Source organism: Halioglobus sp. HI00S01 (assembly GCF_001635445.1).
GTDB lineage: Bacteria > Pseudomonadota > Gammaproteobacteria > Pseudomonadales > Halieaceae > Halioglobus > Halioglobus japonicus.
In genome coordinates, this window is sequence record NZ_LWEE01000265.1 from 441,468 (window position 1) to 460,777 (window position 19,310).

The 19,310-nt window shown below is 56.8% G+C and carries 22 protein-coding genes, 1 tRNA gene and 2 pseudogenes; 18 read left to right on the forward strand and 7 right to left on the reverse strand.

Translation table 11 applies throughout. The features are described from left to right. Positions 1 to 68 precede the first annotated feature (68 nt). Positions 69 to 1,451 (forward strand): DUF2868 domain-containing protein, encoded by a 1,383-nt coding sequence (locus A3709_RS19360; protein WP_066058449.1) that lies wholly within the window; start codon positions 69 to 71, stop codon positions 1,449 to 1,451. A 7-nt stretch (positions 1,452 to 1,458) separates the two neighbouring features. Further along, entirely contained in the window at positions 1,459 to 2,880 is a 1,422-nt protein-coding gene (locus A3709_RS19365; RefSeq protein WP_066058452.1) for a DUF3482 domain-containing protein, read from the forward strand. A gap of 74 nt (positions 2,881 to 2,954) precedes the next feature. Here A3709_RS19365 and A3709_RS19370 read toward each other — a convergent pair whose 3' ends face one another. The 4 genes from A3709_RS19370 to A3709_RS19385 form a co-directional block, all read right to left on the reverse strand. Then, positions 2,955 to 3,920 carry a YheT family hydrolase gene (locus tag A3709_RS19370; RefSeq protein WP_066058455.1) on the reverse strand — a complete coding sequence of 322 codons (966 nt, stop codon included), beginning with the start codon at positions 3,918 to 3,920 and terminating at the stop codon, positions 2,955 to 2,957. Positions 3,921 to 3,929: 9 nt separating this feature from the next. Next, positions 3,930 to 5,114, reverse strand: coding sequence for a glycine C-acetyltransferase (locus tag A3709_RS19375; RefSeq protein ID WP_066058458.1), 1,185 nt, complete (start codon positions 5,112 to 5,114; stop codon positions 3,930 to 3,932). Positions 5,115 to 5,116: 2 nt separating this feature from the next. Continuing rightward, positions 5,117 to 6,145: an L-threonine 3-dehydrogenase gene (tdh, locus tag A3709_RS19380; RefSeq protein ID WP_066058461.1), complete on the reverse strand. Its 1,029-nt coding sequence runs from the start codon at positions 6,143 to 6,145 to the stop codon at positions 5,117 to 5,119. 62 nt (positions 6,146 to 6,207) lie between these two features. After that, the gene (locus tag A3709_RS19385) at positions 6,208 to 6,528 is read right to left on the reverse strand and encodes a DUF4124 domain-containing protein (RefSeq protein ID WP_066058464.1); all 321 of its coding nucleotides are present in this window, start codon (positions 6,526 to 6,528) and stop codon (positions 6,208 to 6,210) included. Positions 6,529 to 6,691: 163 nt separating this feature from the next. Between A3709_RS19385 and A3709_RS19390 the strand changes: the two genes are divergently transcribed. The 16 genes and pseudogenes from A3709_RS19390 (at position 6,692) to A3709_RS19455 (ending at position 16,473) form a co-directional block, all read left to right on the forward strand. Next, positions 6,692 to 7,327 carry a RimK/LysX family protein gene (locus tag A3709_RS19390; RefSeq protein ID WP_082850231.1) on the forward strand — a complete coding sequence of 212 codons (636 nt, stop codon included), beginning with the start codon at positions 6,692 to 6,694 and terminating at the stop codon, positions 7,325 to 7,327. Continuing rightward, entirely contained in the window at positions 7,327 to 8,847 is a 1,521-nt protein-coding gene (locus A3709_RS19395) for an inactive transglutaminase family protein (RefSeq protein WP_066058467.1), read from the forward strand. The genes A3709_RS19390 and A3709_RS19395 overlap by 1 nt, the downstream gene beginning before the upstream one ends. Then, on the forward strand, positions 8,844 to 9,797 hold the full coding sequence (locus A3709_RS19400; protein ID WP_066058470.1) for an alpha-L-glutamate ligase-like protein: 954 nt from the start codon (positions 8,844 to 8,846) through the stop codon (positions 9,795 to 9,797). Before A3709_RS19395 ends, A3709_RS19400 begins: the two co-directional genes overlap by 4 nt. Next, a complete protein-coding gene (locus tag A3709_RS19405; protein WP_066058473.1) occupies positions 9,797 to 10,228 on the forward strand; it encodes a hypothetical protein in 432 nt (143 codons plus the stop codon). Before A3709_RS19400 ends, A3709_RS19405 begins: the two co-directional genes overlap by 1 nt. Positions 10,229 to 10,268: 40 nt before the next feature. Further along, entirely contained in the window at positions 10,269 to 10,649 is a 381-nt protein-coding gene (locus A3709_RS19410; protein WP_066058476.1) for a hypothetical protein, read from the forward strand. After that, positions 10,646 to 11,053, forward strand: a complete 408-nt coding sequence (locus A3709_RS19415; protein WP_066058479.1) for a hypothetical protein — start codon at positions 10,646 to 10,648, stop codon at positions 11,051 to 11,053. Before A3709_RS19410 ends, A3709_RS19415 begins: the two co-directional genes overlap by 4 nt. Before the next feature lie 27 nt (positions 11,054 to 11,080). Beyond that, positions 11,081 to 12,007: an alkyl/aryl-sulfatase gene (locus A3709_RS19420; protein WP_066058482.1), complete on the forward strand. Its 927-nt coding sequence runs from the start codon at positions 11,081 to 11,083 to the stop codon at positions 12,005 to 12,007. A gap of 69 nt (positions 12,008 to 12,076) precedes the next feature. After that, on the forward strand, positions 12,077 to 12,853 hold the full coding sequence (locus A3709_RS19425; RefSeq protein ID WP_255359761.1) for an alkyl sulfatase dimerization domain-containing protein: 777 nt from the start codon (positions 12,077 to 12,079) through the stop codon (positions 12,851 to 12,853). Positions 12,854 to 12,864: 11 nt separating this feature from the next. Further along, positions 12,865 to 13,134, forward strand: a complete 270-nt coding sequence (locus tag A3709_RS24675; protein ID WP_231871250.1) for a hypothetical protein — start codon at positions 12,865 to 12,867, stop codon at positions 13,132 to 13,134. Positions 13,135 to 13,191: 57 nt separating this feature from the next. Beyond that, positions 13,192 to 13,371: a hypothetical protein gene (locus A3709_RS24680; RefSeq protein ID WP_231871251.1), complete on the forward strand. Its 180-nt coding sequence runs from the start codon at positions 13,192 to 13,194 to the stop codon at positions 13,369 to 13,371. A gap of 33 nt (positions 13,372 to 13,404) precedes the next feature. Further along, entirely contained in the window at positions 13,405 to 13,689 is a 285-nt protein-coding gene (locus tag A3709_RS24685) for a hypothetical protein (RefSeq protein ID WP_231871252.1), read from the forward strand. Then, positions 13,686 to 14,072 carry an acetyl-CoA hydrolase/transferase C-terminal domain-containing protein gene (locus tag A3709_RS24690; RefSeq protein ID WP_231871253.1) on the forward strand — a complete coding sequence of 129 codons (387 nt, stop codon included), beginning with the start codon at positions 13,686 to 13,688 and terminating at the stop codon, positions 14,070 to 14,072. Before A3709_RS24685 ends, A3709_RS24690 begins: the two co-directional genes overlap by 4 nt. Before the next feature lie 80 nt (positions 14,073 to 14,152). Next, positions 14,153 to 14,229 (forward strand) — tRNA-Arg (locus A3709_RS19435). A 635-nt stretch (positions 14,230 to 14,864) separates the two neighbouring features. Further along, positions 14,865 to 15,020 carry a hypothetical protein gene (locus A3709_RS23450; RefSeq protein WP_156507858.1) on the forward strand — a complete coding sequence of 52 codons (156 nt, stop codon included), beginning with the start codon at positions 14,865 to 14,867 and terminating at the stop codon, positions 15,018 to 15,020. A gap of 10 nt (positions 15,021 to 15,030) precedes the next feature. Beyond that, a complete protein-coding gene (locus tag A3709_RS19445; RefSeq protein WP_066058491.1) occupies positions 15,031 to 15,480 on the forward strand; it encodes a hypothetical protein in 450 nt (149 codons plus the stop codon). A gap of 61 nt (positions 15,481 to 15,541) precedes the next feature. Beyond that, positions 15,542 to 16,473 (forward strand): annotated as a pseudogene (locus tag A3709_RS19455) (integrase core domain-containing protein). A gap of 53 nt (positions 16,474 to 16,526) precedes the next feature. On the opposite strand, the gene A3709_RS23455 reads toward A3709_RS19455, so the two are convergent. From A3709_RS23455 to A3709_RS19470, 3 genes and pseudogenes are all read right to left on the reverse strand, one after another. Continuing rightward, a complete protein-coding gene (locus tag A3709_RS23455) occupies positions 16,527 to 17,324 on the reverse strand; it encodes a hypothetical protein (protein ID WP_156507859.1) in 798 nt (265 codons plus the stop codon). 334 nt (positions 17,325 to 17,658) lie between these two features. Then, a pseudogene (locus A3709_RS24105) lies at positions 17,659 to 18,826 on the reverse strand (transposase). Further along, the gene (locus tag A3709_RS19470) at positions 18,759 to 19,172 is read right to left on the reverse strand and encodes a hypothetical protein (protein ID WP_156507860.1); all 414 of its coding nucleotides are present in this window, start codon (positions 19,170 to 19,172) and stop codon (positions 18,759 to 18,761) included. The pseudogene A3709_RS24105 and the gene A3709_RS19470 overlap by 68 nt, the downstream one beginning before the upstream one ends. Positions 19,173 to 19,310 lie beyond the last annotated feature (138 nt).

Sequence of the window (19,310 nt, forward strand, 5' to 3'; positions counted from 1 at the left end):
ATTCGTCGTCCAAAAGCAGGGCAGATTAATCTATCATGTGGCCCAAGTCAGGAAAACGAGTACTGCGAATGGCAGCAGAGGGCACCTCGCCCCAATTACAGGATCTCTATGCGCTGGCCAGGCTGGTAGCAGCAGATCGCGATGCCAGCTTGTCGACACTGCGCCAGCGCGACCACGTCATTGGCCAGGATTGCCATGCCACAGACGATATGGGCAGATTGCTGTTCTGGGTGGCGGCGCGGGAACAGCAGGCGCCGGTCTCGGAGGAGGTCGACAATCACAGCGCGGTAGTAGCACTGGCCTTGCGCCTCGCGGCGCTGGTACTGGGCATACTGATGATGGGCGGATTTCTGCTCGCCAGTCCCAATGCCCTGGTCAACGTGTTGTTGTTTCTGGCGCTATTCGTGGTGTTGCAGCTGCTGGGATCGGCGCTTGGCCTGGCGGTGCTGCTGCGTTCCGTCGGCGGCAGACCACCCTCGGTTTCGCCGCTGAACCCGGCGCGGCTGATTACCCGCAGACAGATTCCCGATGCCCGTCTGCTGAGTGAAAACAGTGGCACGCTGCGCCTTCTGCTGCTGCGCTACGGGCAGGAGTTTGGTCTACTATTTTGTGCCGGCACCATGGTGGCGTTCCTGGGACTGGCGTTGGTAACCGGCTTCGGCTTTGTCTGGGGATCAACCTTCAGTATCAGCAATGAGATTATGATGACGCTATGTCATTGGCTGGCGGCACCCTGGCAGGGCTGGCTGCCTGTGACGGCGCTCAACCCAGAAATAGTGGCGGGCACTCGCTACTACGCGGCCTCNCCCGAACTGTCCGAGCTCACCGCCGACGGGCGCTCCGCCTGGTGGTGGCTTCTGTTCATGAGTATGGCGTGCTATGCACTACTGCCGCGGCTGCTGTTGCTGGTGGGTTCGCGGGTGGCCTATCGTCGCGCACTGAACAAGGCCTTTGTGGCACTGCCAGGCGCCGCGGCCATCCTCTCCAGAATGCGCGCGCCGGATGTCAGCACCCAGGCGCAATCCCAGGATGTGGTCGTGGCTCCGACGCAGGACATCGCACCGGTGGACATCGACGAGGGAGCGATGCTGCTCAACTGGGTACAGGCGCTGGGAGAGGCGGAACTTGAACTGCAACCCCTGCTCGCGCGGGTACCTGTTGCCAACCGGTTGTCTCTGGGCCTGGGAACGGTGGACGAAGACCTGGCGACTATTGCCCGGGTCAATGCCTATGGCCCTGAGCAACTGTTGGTGCTGGTCAAGGCCTGGGAGCCTCCCCTGGCAGACCTGGGCGATACACTGGCCAGGTTGGAGGGGATCCCCCAATGTATCCTGTGCCTGGTGCCATTGGTTGGGAAAGCTGTAGCCGAGCACGACCTCGAAGAATGGCAGGCCTTTGCGCACGACGTGGCTTTACCGTTCGTGCAGTGCGAACCACTGCGGTGGCCATGAGATGACGATGCACACTGATAGCATTCCTGCATTCGCGGTTGTGGGCCGGCCAAATAAAGGTAAGTCGTCGATTGTGGCTACGCTGGCCAGGGACGACTCTGTACATATTGCTGCCAAAGCAGGCTCGACCCAGGCCATGCGTCGTTTTCCCATGCAGATTGACGGTGAAACACTGTATGAACTGATCGATACGCCCGGGTTACAGCGCGCTCGCTCATTGCTGGCGTGGCTGCAGGATCACAACGATAACGCTGCCTCACGGGCTGACACCGTGCGCGAGTTTCTGGCAGCGCATGCCCAGGACCCACAGTATCGTTATGAGTGTGAGGCACTGGCGCCGATCATGGATGGTGCGGGGATTATTTACGTGGTGGATGGTTCGCATCCCTTTGGTGCCGACTATGAGGCGGAAATGGAAATTTTGCGCTGGACCGGACGGCCCAGCCTCGCATTGATCAACCCGATTGACAGCACAGACTTCGTGGATGAATGGACCGCGGGACTGGGCCAGTATTTCCAGACTGTGCGCACGTTCGATGCGCATCGAGCAGAGCGCCGCAAGCAACTGGATCTGCTGGCACTGTTTGGTCATCTCGACCCGGAGTGGCAGCAACCTCTTAAGCGCGCCGTGGAGGTGCTGGAAGCCGATCGTGCCAGCCAGCATGAAAACTCCGCCTATTTAATCAGTGACCTGGTCTGTGAAGCGCTCACTTACAGCGCCAGCCAGAAGATCCCCGAGGGAGCGCCGGAAGCGCCGGTCAAGGCAGTCCTGGCACGTCAGTACAAGCACCACCTGGAGAGCGCCGAGAAACGCTGTCGCCGTCAGGTGGAAGAGTTGTTCTACTACACCGATTTGCAAACCTCTGAGAACCGCCTCGCCCTTGAGGACGATGACCTCTTCAATCAGCAAAACTGGTATCTGTGGGGGTTAAGCGAAAAGCAGTTACTGCTTGCGGCTACCTCGGCCGGTGGCCTGGTTGGCGGCGGCGCGGGCCTGGTGATTGACGGAGCCACAGGCGGCCTGACAGGCGGTTTGGGCACCCTGATCACGGGCATCGGCGGTGCCTTCACTGCGCGCCGTCAGGTGCGTAAACATGCGGATGAGATTGCTCAATGGAAGGTCAGCGGTGTGCCCAGCGGCGGCACCGAACTGGCATATGGGCCCTCGCGTAACGCCAATTTTCCGTTTGTGGTCATGGGCAGGGCACTCCAGCACCATCGAGGCATCAGCCTGCGAACCCATGCTGTGCGGGATACCCTGAAACTTGAGGAGCCTGCCCTGGAGTGGTTGGATGACAAGCAGCGTCGCCAACTGGCCAAAATATTCGACGACATTCGCAATGAGCGCAAAGCCGACCAGCAGCGCGCTGCCCTGGCGTCGCTGCTGGCCCAATGGTGTCGTGACGTTGATCAGGGAAGCAACAAGTAAGTTGCCCTACGCTTGCCCCACTCCGGTAATCGGGTGTAGTCCCTCCACGCTCGACACGTATGACATGCCTGTGCCTATTGGAAAAGGTGTAACAGTCGCTGGTCGATCCAGCCATCCAGTTGCCAGTTCATCAGAAAGCCACAGTGGCCACCATAGCGCGGTGTTTCGATGCTCAGGTTATCGCTGCGAGCCAGGTCTTCCAGATCATCACAGGGAATCATCGGGTCATCCTGGCTGAGGATGATATGCGCGGGTATTTGCAGGTTGCGCAGGGTATCGCCGGTGAGTGCATAGGCGTGGTAGTAGCTGCGCGAGTCTGCATAGTCGGTATAGTGGGGGACAAAGTAGTCGTTCATGTCTCCCAGCGTCTGAAGTTCCAGCAAGGTATCGCCATAGCCGAGTTCCGGATAATGCTCGAGTTTGATTTTCAGGGAGCGCTTCCAGCGGTGCACGAAGTAGCGGTGGTAGATGGGGCTGCCCGCCTCAATGGCCTGCATGGTGCGCCAGGGGTCGAGCACCGGACAGACGCCGACGACTTTGTCGAGGTGAATACCAAACTCCGGTGCCCGGGCGGCAACGCGCAGGGTGAAATTACCGCCCAGTGAGTGCCCGGCCATATAGTGCCGGTGGTGGGGGTAGCGATGCAGGATTTCACCCACCGCATCAATGACTTCCCGCAATCGGGTGGAGTTGTAAAGTTCTGGGTTGAGGGCATGGCTGGGGCCGTGATCGCGCAGGTGTAGTCGGAACACACTGAACCCTGCCTGATACAGCGTGTGGGCATTGGACAACTGGTAGCTCGACTGGGCGTCTCCCTCCCAGCCATGGAGGAGAATAGCGAGTCCGCGCGAGGGTTCAGGATTGGCGTTGTAAAGCCCGTGCAGGCGAATACCATCGGAACAATCAAGAATGACATCTTCTGCGTCGGCCTGCAGTTGCCGGGTGCGCCGTGCCAGTGGCCAGGCGCGTAGAGGTGTGCTGGAAATCAGCGTCTGAACGTGGCAATTACGCAGTATCGGCGGTGGGNTGAACGCACTCACAAGAGGCGNTTATGCCAGCGTGGACTTGGCGCGGCCGAAGGCCTCGATGGCAAACGCCAAATCGTCGTCGGACAGGGCCGCCGACATCTGGGTGCGGATGCGCGCCTTGCCCCGGGGGACCACGGGAAACGAAAAGGCGATCACATATACACCCCGGGCGAGTACCGCTTCGGCAAAGCGGGCTGCCAGCGCTGCGTCGTGTAGCATAACCGGCACAATGGGGTGTTCACCGGGCAGGAGTTCGAAGCCATGCTGTTGTAATCCCTCGCGGAAGACCGCGGTATTGTGTTGCAAGCGCTCACGCAGCTGCGGTGACTCGGTGACGAGGTCGATGGCCTTGAGCGCGCCGGCAACCACCGGCGGCGCCACCGTATTTGAAAACAGGTATGGTCGCGAGCGCTGACGCAGAAGGTCGACAATCTCCTGGCGCGCGGCAGTGTATCCTCCCGAGGCACCGCCGAGTGCCTTACCGAGCGTTCCGGTGATAATGTCTACCCGGTCCATGCAGCCGCGTAGCTCGTGGGTGCCACGGCCGCCACCGCCGATGAATCCGGTGGCATGGCAGTCATCGAAGTGAACCAGGGCGTCGTATTTTTCCGCCAGATCACACACCTCATCCAGGCGCGCAATATAGCCGTCCATTGAAAACACACCGTCGGTGGTAATGAGTTTGAAGCGAGCCCCGGCAGCATCCGCTGCCTGTAGCTGCGCCTCCAAATCGGCCATGTCGTTGTTCTTGTAACGGTAGCGTTGGGCTTTGCTCAGACGCACACCGTCGATGATAGAGGCATGGTTTAACTCATCGGAAATAACGGCGTCTTCTGCGCCCAGCAGGGTTTCGAACAAGCCGCCGTTGGCGTCGAAACAGGAGGGGTAAAGAATCGTGTCTTCCGTGCCAAGAAACTGACTGAGCTTGTCTTCCAGTTGCTTGTGCAGGGTCTGGGTGCCGCAGATAAAGCGTACCGAGGCCATGCCGTAGCCCCATTCTTCCAGGCCTTGCGCGGCGGCTGCGTTGACCTCGGGGTGTTGTGCCAGCCCCAGATAGTTATTGGCACAGAGATTGAGCACTTCACCGTCGCGCACGCCCACCCGAGCGCCCTGGGGCGTGGTGATCTGACGTTCGTGTTTATACAGGCCTGCCTCCTCAATCCCTTTGAGTTCGCTGGCCAGGTGTTCCTGAAAACGGTCGTACACGATTATGCCTCCCAATTGAGGATGACCTTGGAGGCCTCCCCGCTGTTCATGACGTCAAAGCCCTGCTGGAACTCGGTGAAGGGTAGGCGGTGAGTAATCACCGGTGAGATATCCAGCCCCGAATCAATCATCACCGACATCTTGTACCAGGTCTCGTACATTTCCCGGCCGTAAATGCCTTTCAGGGTGAGCATATTGAAAATCACCTTGTTCCAGTCGATGGCGGTGTTTTCGCCGGGGATGCCGAGAATGGATATTTTGCCGCCGTGACACATGCTGTCGATCATGTCGTTAAACGCCCGGGCATTACCCGACATTTCCAGACCCACATCAAAACCCTCGTGCATGCCCAGTTCGCGCTGGACATCGCTGATGCTTTCCCGGGAGACATTGACCGTACGGGTGGCGCCCAGCGCTGCTGCCCGTTCAAGTCGGGCATCAATAACATCGGTGATAACCACGTGGCGGGCTCCGGCGTGGCGGCATACGGCCGCTGCCATAGCCCCAATCGGGCCAGCGCCAGTAATGAGAACATCTTCGCCCAGCAGATCGAACTGCAGTGCGGTGTGGGTTGCATTGCCGAAGGGGTCGAAGAGGGCGGCCACATCCAGGTCTATACCGGGCGTATGCTCCCAGACATTGGACATGGGGAGCGCGACGTACTCTGCAAACGATCCGGGGCGATCCACCCCGATGCCCGAAGTCTGGTTGCACAGGTGGCGACGTCCGGCCATGCAGTTGCGGCAGCGGCCACAGACAACATGGCCCTCGCCGGAGACAATCTGCCCCGGACGGAAGTCGTTGACGTTACTGCCCACGTCCACGATTTCGCCGACAAACTCATGCCCGACCACCATGGGAACAGGAATGGTCTTCTGGGCCCAGGCGTCCCAGTTATAGATGTGCATGTCTGTACCGCAAATGGCGGTGCGTTTTACCTTGATAAGAACGTCGTTAATGCCCAGCTCAGGCTCTGGGACGTCTTCCAGCCAAATCCCTTCGCGGGCTTCTCGCTTGACGAGCGCTTTCATGGTGGAGCTCCGGTTCGTCTAAAGGGCGAATTCTAGACGAAAACCGGTGCTGTGGGGGAGGTTTAGCTGCCTGCGCCGAGTAAGCCGTTGCCGTTGACGTGGGTAGTGACGGCCGGATCGTCCTTGAAGTTCTTGCGGCCGGAGACTGTGGTGTCTATGTGGCTGGTCCAGGTGGCGTTAGCGCGACGCTTGTTGGCGACGCCCTCGCCGAAGTTGGTGGTCTCTACCTTCACCTTGCTGCCCTTGCCCTTGCTGGGACAGGCGCGGTCTGTGAAGGTTTTCTTGCCGGTGTCCGGATCGACACACATATACACGCCGGCCAGCGCCGAGGGGCCAAGGGCCAGGCTGCTCAGGAGAACAATCGAGATTAGCGGTCGTTTCATTACTGCCCACTCCGAAACCGATGACTTTCTTCAGACTATGGAGCGCCAGGTATCCGGTCCAGCAAAAAGTGGAGATTTCTCCAGATAATTGGCGCCGGGCCCAACGGCTGATTCACGGCTTGTTTTCTGTACTTCCGAAGGTGGATTCATTACCCTTCCGCGCATGAGATTTACAGTCATTTTTTTGGTGCTGATGTTGCTGGGTGGGTGTACGACAGTTGCGCCTGAGCCCGAGGTGGTCAATTGCCCTGAACCCAAAGCCTGTCCGGCCTGTGAGGTACTGCAATGCCCGGATCCCGAGGTCCAGATTGTCGAGAAAATCGTTCAGGTTCCGACACCAGTCATCACCACTGAGCCGCCATCGGCGACCACCGCCGGTGATATGCATTTGCCCATTATTGGTGCAGTAGAGTGGGTTGATGTGGAGCCGGCAGGCCTGCGCATGCAGGCGCGCATTGATACCGGCGCCGAAACCACGTCCATTCATGCAGAGCAGGTTCGCCTTGTGGAGAAGGAGGGCAAGCGCTACGTCCGTTTTTCGGTGCCCGACCCCCAGAGCGATGAACTGGTACCCATGGAGTTGCGGCTGCGCCGCCAGGTGTTGATCAAGCAGCATTCAAGGGAGCCTGAGCGGCGCTTCGTGGTGAGGATGTGGCTGACGCTGGGCGACATGCGTTCCCGCGTTGACGTCACCCTGTCGGACCGCCAGGACTTCGAATTTCCGCTACTGGTGGGTCGCAACTTCCTGGTTGATGCGGCCATTGTCGATGTAAGCCGCCGGCATACGCAGGCCATGTAGTGCTTAGCACCCGCGTCAGAATAGAGCTCGTCGCGGCCACCCTGATTCTGGTGGGCGTCGGCCTCATGGTTTACAAGGTTTTCTTTCTCGGATTCCCGCTGCTGCCGGGAGAATATCGCGACGTCTGGACCATTGAGTCCAAAATCAGCTTTCGCCCCGGCGACGGTCCGGTCCAGGCCGACCTGACGCTGCCATCGGAGCTTGCCGGTTGGGTCGTGCTCGACGAACACTTTGCCTCCTCCGGGTTTGGTTTTGCCGTGACCCAGGACGAATCACGCCGCGCCACGTGGACCCGCAGCGAGCTGGCTGAACCGGCGACGCTTTACTACAAGTTACAGGCATATCGGCAAAATCCGCGGGAACTTAAGCAACGCGATGTACCGGCGCTTGCCGTGCCGCTGCTGACGGCCGATCAACGCGCTGCCATGCTGCGTCTTATAGAGGTGCTAGAGGCTAAATCTTCGGACCGCACCAGCTTCACGCAACTCCTGATTCGCGCACTGGATTCACGCACAACCGATCCCGACGGACGCTTTCTGCTCAGCACCTGGGATGAGGATTCCGGCGACGTACTGTTGCTGACTCTGGCGCTGGCGGAAATTCCCGCCACGGCCTTGCGGGGGGTGCGTCTGGAGGATGGCCGTCGCCGTCAGACCCTGAGTACCCTGTTGGAAATCCACGACGGCGAGCGCTGGCAGGTATTTGATCCACGTACCGGGCAGGCTGGCCTGCCCGAGGATTTCTTTATCTGGCAACGCAGCGAAGACGCTGTGCTGAATGTAAGTGGCGCACGCAATTCACGCCTGGAATTTGCCCTGGTGAGCAACAGCCTGCCCTCGCGTTCGGTGCTGGCCATGGAACAGCGTTCGGGACGTTATGCACTGTTGGATTTCTCCATATATGCGCTGCCGGTGGAGCAGCAGGGTGTCTTCAAGGGATTGCTACTGATTCCTGTGGCCGCGCTGGTTGTTGTCATTATGCGATTGCTGGTCGGGGTCAAAACCTCGGGCACATTTATGCCCATACTTATTGCGATTGCGTTTATACAAACTACGCTGTTACTGGGACTGGCGATTTTCCTGGGCCTGGTGGCGGCAGGGCTGTGGATTCGTGGATGGTTGTCGCACATGAATCTATTGCTGGTGTCCCGTATATCCGCTGTGGTCATTGTGGTGATTTTCCTGATGTCCGCGTTGGCGCTGACCAGTTATCGACTGGGCCTGGATCAGGTGCTGTCGGTGACATTTTTCCCGGTGATTATTTTGGCCTGGACGATCGAACGGATGTCTATTCTGTGGGAAGAGGAGGGGCCTCACGAGGTGCTCGTACAGGGCAGTGGTAGTTTGCTCGTGGCCACATTGGCATACCTGGCAATGTCCAATCGGTTGGCGTCACACCTCACATTTAATTTTCCGGAACTGACGCTTACTCTGCTGGGCCTGATTCTGTTACTGGGCAAGTACACTGGATATCGTCTTACTGAGTTGTATCGTTTTCGGGCCATGGGTGACAAGCCGTGAAATGGTTTGCCCGGCCGTCGCGTCTGCGCGCCGCTGGCATGCTCGGTATGAACGAGCGCAATATTGGTTACATCGGTGAGTACAATCCGCGTCGCAACTACCCCCTCGTCGACAACAAACTGTTAACCAAACAGGCTGCGGAGCAGCGTGGCATCCCTGTGCCGGCGCTTTACGGCGTTATTCGCTATCAGCACGAAGTCAATGCAGTGCTCGATGTGCTAGCCGGTCGCGAGGGGTTTGTGATCAAACCCGCACAGGGGAGCGGCGGTAAGGGTATTCTGGTGGTGGTGGGCCGTCGCGGCGATCGTTTTATTAAGTCTTCCGGACGCGAAATCCACGCCGCGGATGTGTGTCGCCATGTCAGCAATATCCTGGCCGGCTTGCACAGCCTTGGCGGCCGCAATGACTGCGCGATGATTGAGGCGCTGATCGATTTTGACCCTGTGTTGGGATCCTACAGCCACGAAGGCGTTCCCGATATTCGGGTGATTGCGTTTAAGGGCGTGCCTGTCATGGCCATGATGCGCTGCGCCACCCATGCCTCTGACGGCAAGGCTAATTTGCACCAGGGAGCCGTGGGGGTAGGCATTGATATCGGCAGTGGCCGCAGTGTCAGGGCGGTACAGAACGACATCCTCATCGATGCGCACCCTGACACTGGCGCCTGCTTTGCCGATCTGGTGATTCCCCATTGGGAGCGGGTGCTCGACCTCGCGGCCAGTTGTGTTGAGATGACCGGGCTGGGCTACCTGGGCGCGGATGTAGTGCTCGATCGTGAATGTGGGCCCATGTTACTGGAACTGAATGCTCGCCCGGGGCTGGCCATTCAAGTGGCCAATCAGACGGGGCTGCGCAATCGATTGACCCTGGCCGCCGCTATTGCCGCCAGGGCCAAAGGGCACGATGAGCGGATTGCCCTGGCGCGTGCGCAGTTTGGGGAGGCCGGCTGATGGAAGCACCGCAGTGGCTGTCCCAAGTGGTGTTCGCTGCAACGGTGTTATCGGTTGGCATGGCCATTGTGGCGCTGGTGGCGGTTCCCTGGGTAGTGCGTAAGCTGCCCGCCGATTATTTTGCCAGGCCACATCGTCGTCATTCCCAGCGAACCCGGGGGGTTGCCGAACACCTGGTGGTTGGAGTGAAGAACCTGATAGGCGCGCTGTTTGTGCTGCTGGGTATTGTGCTGCTGTTCATGCCTGGCCAGGGTCTCCTCACGCTGCTGGTGGGTGTGATGCTGATGAATTTCCCGGGTAAGCACCGGCTTGAGGGCTATATCGTGTCGCAATCCGGTGTGTATGGCGCACTGAACTGGATGCGCCGCAAGCAGAACCTGCCGGATTTTATTCTGCCTGGCAGCGACGACACGGATGCCCCTGGGAAATAGCGTATACTGCACTGGCCTGACGTAATCCGGATGAGAATCAATGATTGGCAAAATGATGTCCATGGGTTTCGACCTTGCGACCATGCCCGCGCGTTTGACCTGGCGCAGTGCCCGGGCCATGACGATGAACGCAGCCGAATTCCAGCAGTTTTCTGACGAATTGAGAGTCGCCTCTGAAGAGGCGGCGCGCGAGATTCGCGCAGTCATTGCCGGTGTGGATGCTGAGATGACCGCCAAGGCCGGCCACCTGTCGGCAGAGCAAAAGGCACAGGCGGCGGGCCTTGCTCTGGAGGCTGCAGAGCAACACCTGAGCATGGCAGCGGTCAACCTGCTGCGCGCCTTGTGGCTCTCGGGGCATGCCGGGCGCGAATTGGCCCAGGAACGCGGCGGTGTTGTCATAGACCAGGAGCCACAATCATGAAGAAAACCCTACTGATCGCTGCAATGTTGGCGAGCACAAGCTTGGCTACTGCCCAGGAAGCGACTTCGCTGCAAAGCGACTGGCTGGAGTTTGTCACAGGACACAAGGGCGATACCTTGGGTGTTGAGCTTATGTCGATTGAGCCCGGCGGCGCCGAGGGTATGCAGAAGGTGACCCTGGCAGTGCCCAAGGACGTGGTCGACGACCCGGACAGCATTGAAGAGGTGGTCGTAGTAGGGCGCAAGCCCGATGAGCCGGAACCCATTGAGTTGCCGGTACAGATTGAATATGAGTGGCTGCGTGACTATGACAACGATAATTACGGCCTCGTCATTCATATCGGTGAGGGTAACTGGCCGATTAGATTGTTCATGAATTCGGTTCCGGGATACACCCGACAGTAAATAGACAGGCTCAGGGAGAGAGCATTTATGCGGATCGCAGCGGTCATCGTATTTCTGGCGGGCCTTGCGTCCGCACTGGTATACGGCCAGGCAGAAGTCTTAGAGGAGCAAAGCCCCTACCATGTTGAACGCAGCTGGCCTGCGTACTTCCAGGAGCACAAAAAGCTGTTCACCGAGAAATCGGGTACCTACCGTGCCGGCGAACACCGGGTGTGGACCGTGCACGTGCCGGGCGGCTGGATCGGCAACAGCACGATTATCGAGGGCGAAGATGGACTGATCGTCTACGATACCAGCGTAAACGTTCAAGCCGGTGAGCACATTGCTCGCGAGATTCGCAAAATTTCCGACAAGCCGATCAAGGCGATTTTCTACTCACATCACCACACCGATCATTACAACGGTACCTCGGCGCTGGTCAGTCAGGCTCAGGTAGACCGCGGAGAGGTGCAGATTTACGCTTGGGAAAACTTCGAGCGTGAGCTCGCGCAGGAGTTTGGGGCCTTCCTGCCGCGCCAGCTCATGGGTGCGTTTTACTATGGCCCCGATCTGTTGGGCAAAGACGAGCAGCACTATCACGGCTGTTGTGCGCCGAATATACTCGGCGGCGCCCCCGGCTATATTCGGCCAACGCATACCATGGACCAGGATATGTCGCTGCAGATCGCCGGTGTGAACCTCGAGGTGATTTATACCGGTGGCGAAGCAATCTCCGAGTTTGGTTTGTACCTGCCGGACATGAATCTCATGATCATGGGCGATGAGTTCTTTTACGCCCTGGCCAACGTTCATTCGATTCGCGGTTCCAAGCCTCGCCCACCGCAAAATTACATTCGCGCCCTGGACAGGGTGAGAGACATTAAACCCGATTGGCTGTTGGGTTCTCACATCATGCCCATGGGTGACGCGGCAGAAATCCAGCGTGCCGTCACCGTGAGCCGCGATGCCATCTAGTACATCTGGGATCAATCCATTCGTTATATCAACAAGGGCTATAACGCAGACCAGTTACAACAGCAGTTTCTGGAATTGCCCGCGCACCTTGATCATCCGCCTTACACCAGCCCCATGTGCGGCACGCCCTGGATAATCGCTCCCGAGATTTATCACGGCTGGGTCAGCTGGTTTAGCGGCGATGCCACCGATCTGCTGCCCACGGAACCCGTGGAGAAAGCGCGTCGCTACGTGAAACTCATGGGCGGTCGTGAAAAGGTGTTTGCGGAAGCCGAGCGGGCATTTTTTGCTGAAGACTATCAGTTTGCGGCGGAGCTGACGCAGCTGCTGGTGAGGGTCGACAACCTTGATTGGGATGCCAGATACCTGAAAGCAGCTGCGCTACGCGCGCGGGGTTACGGCGAAATCAATACCATTGCTCGCGCCTGGTATCTCAACGGCGCCAACGAGCTCGAGGGCAAGGTGAATACCCGTATGTTGCTGGGCATGGGTCAGCGCGTTGTCGCAGGTACCTTGCCGCCGGGGGAATTGCTGCAGAGCTGGCGCTACCAGGTCGACGCCGAGAAAGCAGGAGCGACTTGGCTGCAGTTGGGATTTGAATTTCTGAATGCGGACTCGGGCGCCGTGCAGGAGCAGTTCCACGTCACTCTGCGCAACAGTATTCTCGAGGTGGTAGAAGCACCGTTACCCGATGGCTTGCCACGGGTGCGGTTGACCATTGCCCAACTGCGCTCGGTGCTCGCGGGCAAACCGGCCGGTACGGACATTGGTGACGAGGAACGCCTACAAGAATTACTGGGTTACCTTGATCGCGAGCCCGCTAACTTTTCACTGCATGTTCGATAGGTGATGTCGCCATGGCTCTGTTTACCAATACGGCACTTGAGGCATTCCAGACCATCGGCTCAGGCGAGCATATCTGGTGTCACTCCATAGCCGCGACGCCGACGGTTCTAGTTGAAGCCCCGGCCCAGCATGCACTGACACTGAGTGATGTGGAACTTATGCAATTGCACCTTGAGCATGCAGAAGAGGTGGCATCGCCAGCATTGGGCGAGCACTTGCGGAATCGATGCTACTTTGCCGGTAAATCAACTCGACAGCTGATTAACTATGGCGGGGCATAATATGTGCCTATGTCTCTGTCAGGGATCCTCAAGGAGTTTCGCAGCGGTCACTAGCAGTTGGACACGGCCCTGATACAGGTTCCCTCGCCGGATCAACACGTCAATCCCTCTATGCCCCGCACTCACGGCGATAGCTTTATCAATATCCGCGACATTGATTCCGCCTACATGAACGACCGTCCGTCAATTTCACCGGAGACAGCGCCGGAATCTGATGTAGAGCGGCGCATCGGCTAGCTCGTAGCGGAGCAGGTAGACGATAGCGATTGCATGCAAATGGGCATAGGGGCCATCCGCAATGCAGCCCTCACCTGTATGGGCGATAAGCGCCACCTGGGTGTACATACCGAAATGTTTTCCGACGGCGTGGTTGGTCTGATTGAGTCGGGCGTGATTGATAACAGCAACAAGAAAGTCAGCCGCGGCCGCACGGTGAACGGATTTGCCATGGGCAGTGAGCAACTGTACCGGTTTGTAAATGACAATCCTGAGGTGGTGTTCCTCGATATTGAGTTTGTGAATAATCCGGTCGTATCGTCAAGAACCCGCAGGTGACGTCAATTATCAGCGCGATTCAAATCGATTTGTCGGGTCAGGTCTGCGCCGATTCCATGGGCCACAAAATTTATTCCTGTGTCGGCGGTCAAGTGGATTTTGTAGCGGGCGTCACCTTTTCCAAGCACGGAAACTCCATTATCGCCCTGCCCAGTATCGCCAAGAAGGGCAGCCTCAGCCGTTTCGTGCCGGCGCTGGAGCGGGGCGCCGGGGTGGTGACCACAAGAGCTCAGGTGGACTACGCCGTGACGGAGTGGGGCATCGCCGAGCTGCGTGGCAGATCACGGGCGGAGCGGGCCCGAGACCTGATTAACATCGCCCACCCGGATTTCCGCGAGGAGCTGAAAAGGGAGGCCCGGGACAGCCTAAGGCTGGCGGTATGATGGTTAAAAATTGGACAAAATAATTCACCGCTAAGCGCTTGACTCTAAATAACTTCGTCCCTATAGTACGCACCCTCAACGCGCCTGTAGCTCAGCTGGATAGAGTACCTGGCTACGAACCAGGCGGTCGCACGTTCGAATCGTGCCAGGCGCGCCATTTTAAGAAGCCCCGCATCGTCGGGGCTTCTTCGTTTCTGGGCCTTCGTAGTCCACTCTGTAGTCCACCCGGTAGTATCTAGCCCACTTCCTAACCCTCGGGGCCGGGGGGCGCTTGCTGGTATGCGGGCGAAAACCGGGAGCGGTCTCGCCGGAAACACCATCTGGTGGGCCATATATCCGGTGTGATAGCATGGGAGGACGTCGTGGTACGGCGTACCTCGGCAAAAGACCTTGTTATTGGGACGAGAGCGGCGACACCTCTCAGGAAGGTAACGAGGTTCAGGGAGTTGAGTAGACAGGCACTTCGGTGCTGCGCAGAGCGGGAACCTGCCAAGAGCAGGCCGATCTCCCCCGGCGTAATAACCGGCAGCTGTGGCCGAATAGAGAACCTAGAGAGCGCAATGCTCCAGCGGGTGTGGTTACCCGGTGTCGGGACCGCGAAAGCGGGACTTTGACGCGTTTTAGGTTCAAAATTATGCAAACTATTAATCTCTTATCGGCACGTGATTGTGCTGACTGCTTTGGTATTTCCACCAAAGTTTTCTACGACTGGATTGGCGCGAAGATGCAGTCGTTTCCCCCACCCACTGTTGTTCTGTTCTGAACAACCGTCTGTACTGGCGGGAGGACATCGTGCTCGGAGTAAAGTCCGGCGACGTCCAGAAGATCAACGGCATCTGGGTATGGGCGTTCACGGACCCGCGTGAGCCCATCCCTTGGAACTGCGAGCGTGGTGTTCACTACGGCTACAACCCCGACCTGTCTGCTTTGCAGCAAAACGTAGCGTAGGGGGTGGAACATGACTACTTTCGTAAAACTGTTCGCAGTTGAAATATTCCCGAACGGCTGCAACCTGCTTGAGGAGCCGGTAATCATCAACGCTAAACGGATAGGTGTATTGCGCCCCATGGGTGCTGAGTACAAGAAGCGTTTTCAAAGTGCGGCAGATACCTACCACGCGACAGCGTCGGTACTGCCGGGTAGTTTAGTTTCCGCGAGGGAACTTTGTTGGCAAGTCCTGCTTGGCGTCCTGCCGGCGAATCTGGAACTTGTATCCACTGGTGGCTCACCAAGGAGCAGTTCGACCTACTGGCAGGGGTGGCCGATGATGAGTGACGAGAAGCCAAAGGTGGGGGCTGACCGCGCGCCTATTAACAACCAGGAGTTTCTTGAGTTCGTGTTCGGCAAAGAAGCTTGGGTGTGGGGCTGCTCTTTTCAAGGTGACCCGAACGGTAAGAACGTGACCTGACCCCCTAGATCGAATCCAGCTTGTGAGGGAGACTTTTACCCACAAGACGGAGTATCCGATCATGGCAAGAAAGGGATTCAAACCCGAGCAAATCATCCACATGCTGCGCGAAGCCGAGGTTAGGCTGGCCGGCGGGAGTACCGTCGGCGAGGTCTGTAGGGCCCTGGGCATCTCGGAGCAGTCCTACTACCGCTGGCGCAAGGAATACGGCGGCATGCAGGTCTCCCAGGCCAAGAAGCTCAAGGATCTGGAGCGTGAGAACGCCCGCCTCAAGAAGCTGGTCGCTGAACAGGCCTTGGACAAGGCCATCCTGGAGGAGGTCACCAAGGGAAACTACTGAGCCCCGAACGGCGCCGACAGGCAGTCAGCCATATCACCTCGACGATGCGTGTCTCGGAGCGCCGAGCCTGCAAGGTGATCGGTCAACCGCGGTCCACGCAGCGCAGGATACTGGTCCAGCGTTCTGATGAGACTGCCCTCACGCGAGCGATCCTGGACCTGGCTACCGAGTACGGCCGACCCTTCCGGATGCTGACGGTCATTGAGGAGTACAGCCGTCAGTGTCTGGCGATCCGTACAGAACGGCGGCTGGATCATGAGGCGGTCTTGGAGACTCTGGCAGAGCTGTTTCTGAAGCATGGTCCGCCTGAACATATTCGCTCTGACAATGGATCAGAGTTCACGGCCTTAGCTGTCCGGACATGGCTGGAAAGACTGGGCGTGAAGACGTTGTTCATCGAGCCGGGGAGTCCCTGGGAGAATGGCTATAACGAAAATTTTAACGGCAGGCTCCGGGACGAATTCCTGAATGGGGAGATATTCTATACGCTGAGGGAAGCCCAGATACTTGTCGAGGGGTGGCGCAGGCATTACAACGAAGTACGACCACACAGTTCATTGGGCTACAAACCACCGGCACCCCAGACTAAACAGTCGAATGTGAACTGGGTTGTGCCCGGGGAGCAAACAGAGGCAAAATCAATGGCGCTCTAACTCGAAAGCTGGACTCGTTCCAGGGGGCACGTCAATAATTCGTTTGTACATAATTATTCACTGCTTTTTTCTTTAACAAAGTCGGGACATGAAAACCCTAAAGTTTGGGTCGCTTCTGCAAACAGTTCGGAAAACAATTGTATAGTTTCACTATTCCAGTCGATACCATAGACAGTTTTGCCATCACTTTGAATGTGAGTAGAGCTGTCTCTTTGCAACTCGCCGAAAATAGAATGCTGATAAACAGATTCAAGTGCCCAAATCACTTCTTTACCTTCTAGCCCCAAATGAGAAAATAACTGAGTAAAACTGACAAAACTAGTATCTTCCATAAGTGTTTCGAATTCGAAAGTCTTAAAAAAAGGCCAAGCTTTGAAACTCGCCATGTCATTGATGGTTTTAGCTGCAGAATGCCTCATTTCGAATTGATATCTTGCATTTTCATCGGGAAGAGAATTTATCGCCTGTTGGTATGTTTGCCCATGAAATTTTTTCATAGGCGAATGCAGCCAAGGCTCCTCAGACCATTGATGGTATTTAGCTGAGGAGCAAATGACAGATAAGGGGTGGCGTGCTAATCGTATTCCTTTAAATTTGGAATATTTTGCTTCTTCTATCTCGCCAAAAGTACTGTGATCGTCAAACACAATAGCAAATTCATTAGTTTTACTAAGTGCTTCAAGGAAAGCATTGACACCCTCTGGGCTTTTTAATTCATTTTTATAAAAATGCGTATGTGCAGTAATGTGATAAAAAGGAACATTCAATTTTTTCGCTAAGCTCAAAAATACATTATACATCCATACTGAACCGGTTTTATGGTACGTCCCAACCAATATATGATTCTTCAATGACGAATCCTTTAAATAATTAAATTTTTCTTAGCATTTGCTAAGCGTCATTTTTTGTTACCCAAAATTACCACCAACTCGCAGATAGATTTCTTTAATCATTGGTTGGTATAGCTGATACAAGTCATCACACTTGTAAGTATAGGAAAAATAAACGGTCTAGTGGGAGTAGATCTTCTCGCCTATTCTGTTGACTTAGCTGGATAAGTTCGCGAATTAACTGTTTATTGCCCTGAAAATATGTTCGCGGCTTTGAGCTTGCCATTCCTATCCGTTAATTCTTGAAGGAAGGCGCGCAACAGCCCATGCCGCGCGTTATTTGGTGGCTTCCTTGCTAAATGATTGCGGTTGAGCTGGAATCCTTACCAGCGAAAAGAGGCAATGCCTCAGGTGGTGCCCTGGGAGGAGGTGTGAGCAATGGGAGCGGTGCAATGTCCTGTTCCTTCTCTCGAAGGTGAGCCAGAATTCTATCGATAACGTCCTGGTCCTCTATGCAGGCGATCACTTTGAGGGATCCGCCGCAGCGACTGCAAACTTCAATATCGATATTGAATACTTGTTTGAGTCGCTGGACCCAGGTCATCGCAGCGTGATGCTCGACAGTTGAGCGTACTTCATCATTGGATATGCGCTTCACATCTTTGCCACGTTTGGCCGGGGTGACCTCCCCACGCCACCGGTGGTTGGGGGCCAGCACGCCGTGATAGCGGGTAAGATTAACGCGGGGCTTAGGCGCCAGGGCAGCCAAACGTGCGATGAAATCCACCGGCTCGAATGCCACTTGCGTGGTGCCATCCCGGTAGGGCGTCTTCAGGGTGTAGACCACCTTGCCGGTGGGGCTGAGATAGACGCGGTGTGGCGACAGCAGGGCGGGAAATATACCGACACAGCCGCTCACGCTTGTCCTTTTGATGTCCTTCACAGCTCACTCCGGCGTGTAGCGAGAATCCATTGGCCTTGGCCACCCGCTCCAGTCCGGGATCAGGTCTGTCAAGGGGACGTATGGTGCGAATCATGAACGCTTTACGTCCCTGCTGTGGCCCGACGGCTATGCGGTAGGAGACGGAACTACCCAGAATTTGGGGCATGGCGTCGGTGTCCTCGGCGGGGTCGAGGTCCAGCCAGGCGCTCTCGGTATCCTGTTCCAGCAAGCCCTGGCGTTCCAGGCAGCGACCTACACGCTGGCTGATCAACTGAACCAGATCCTCCAACTCGCTCTTGTCCGGTGCTTTGACGCGGCGAAATCGGGGTGGTCGATTGTTGCGATACACATAGACACCATCCGGAAACAGGATGTGAAAATGTATGTTGAGGTTCAGGGCGGATCCGAAGCGCTGGATCAGTGTTACTGCACCGGTCGCCCCGTCCTTGAGCCGGTATCCAGCTTTGTGGATCAGCGCTGCGGTAGAAGCGCCAGCGAGGGGCGTATTGAGATTACAGGGATGCCACCTGAAATTCGTCTCGCCACCACCAGAACATTTGATCGATCTCACCCGCCGCATTGAGCGTGAGTGAGTACTTGAACAGTTTACCCTCAGGCCACCAACCGCAGCCCGTGGCGTATAGCATCGCTTCTCCCGTGACAGTCACCGGATCTCGGGTCCACTCGGTGGAGCGAATGACTAGTTTTCTGTTGGTCGTACAGTCGAAGATTTCCTGATACACAGAGCGTATCTTGCCGATACCCACCCAACTTTCGTACTTGACGTTATCGGCCCACAGCATCGCCAGGGCATCCGTATCACCCTGCGACCATTTGTCTGCCAATTGCTCGGGAATCTTCTTCTCAGCCTCGGAGGGCTTGTAGCTGCAATCGAACGCTTGCGGCTCAAGGAAGGATTTGGCCATGTGGTAACCCACACCATAGGCCCCGCCGATGAGGAGATTAAAGCCCGCGAGGTTGGAACAACTAAGACAATAGTAAATGGGGTTAACGGTACTGGCGTATTTGGTGCGATCAGCACACTTTTAGTTCTTCTCAACCAC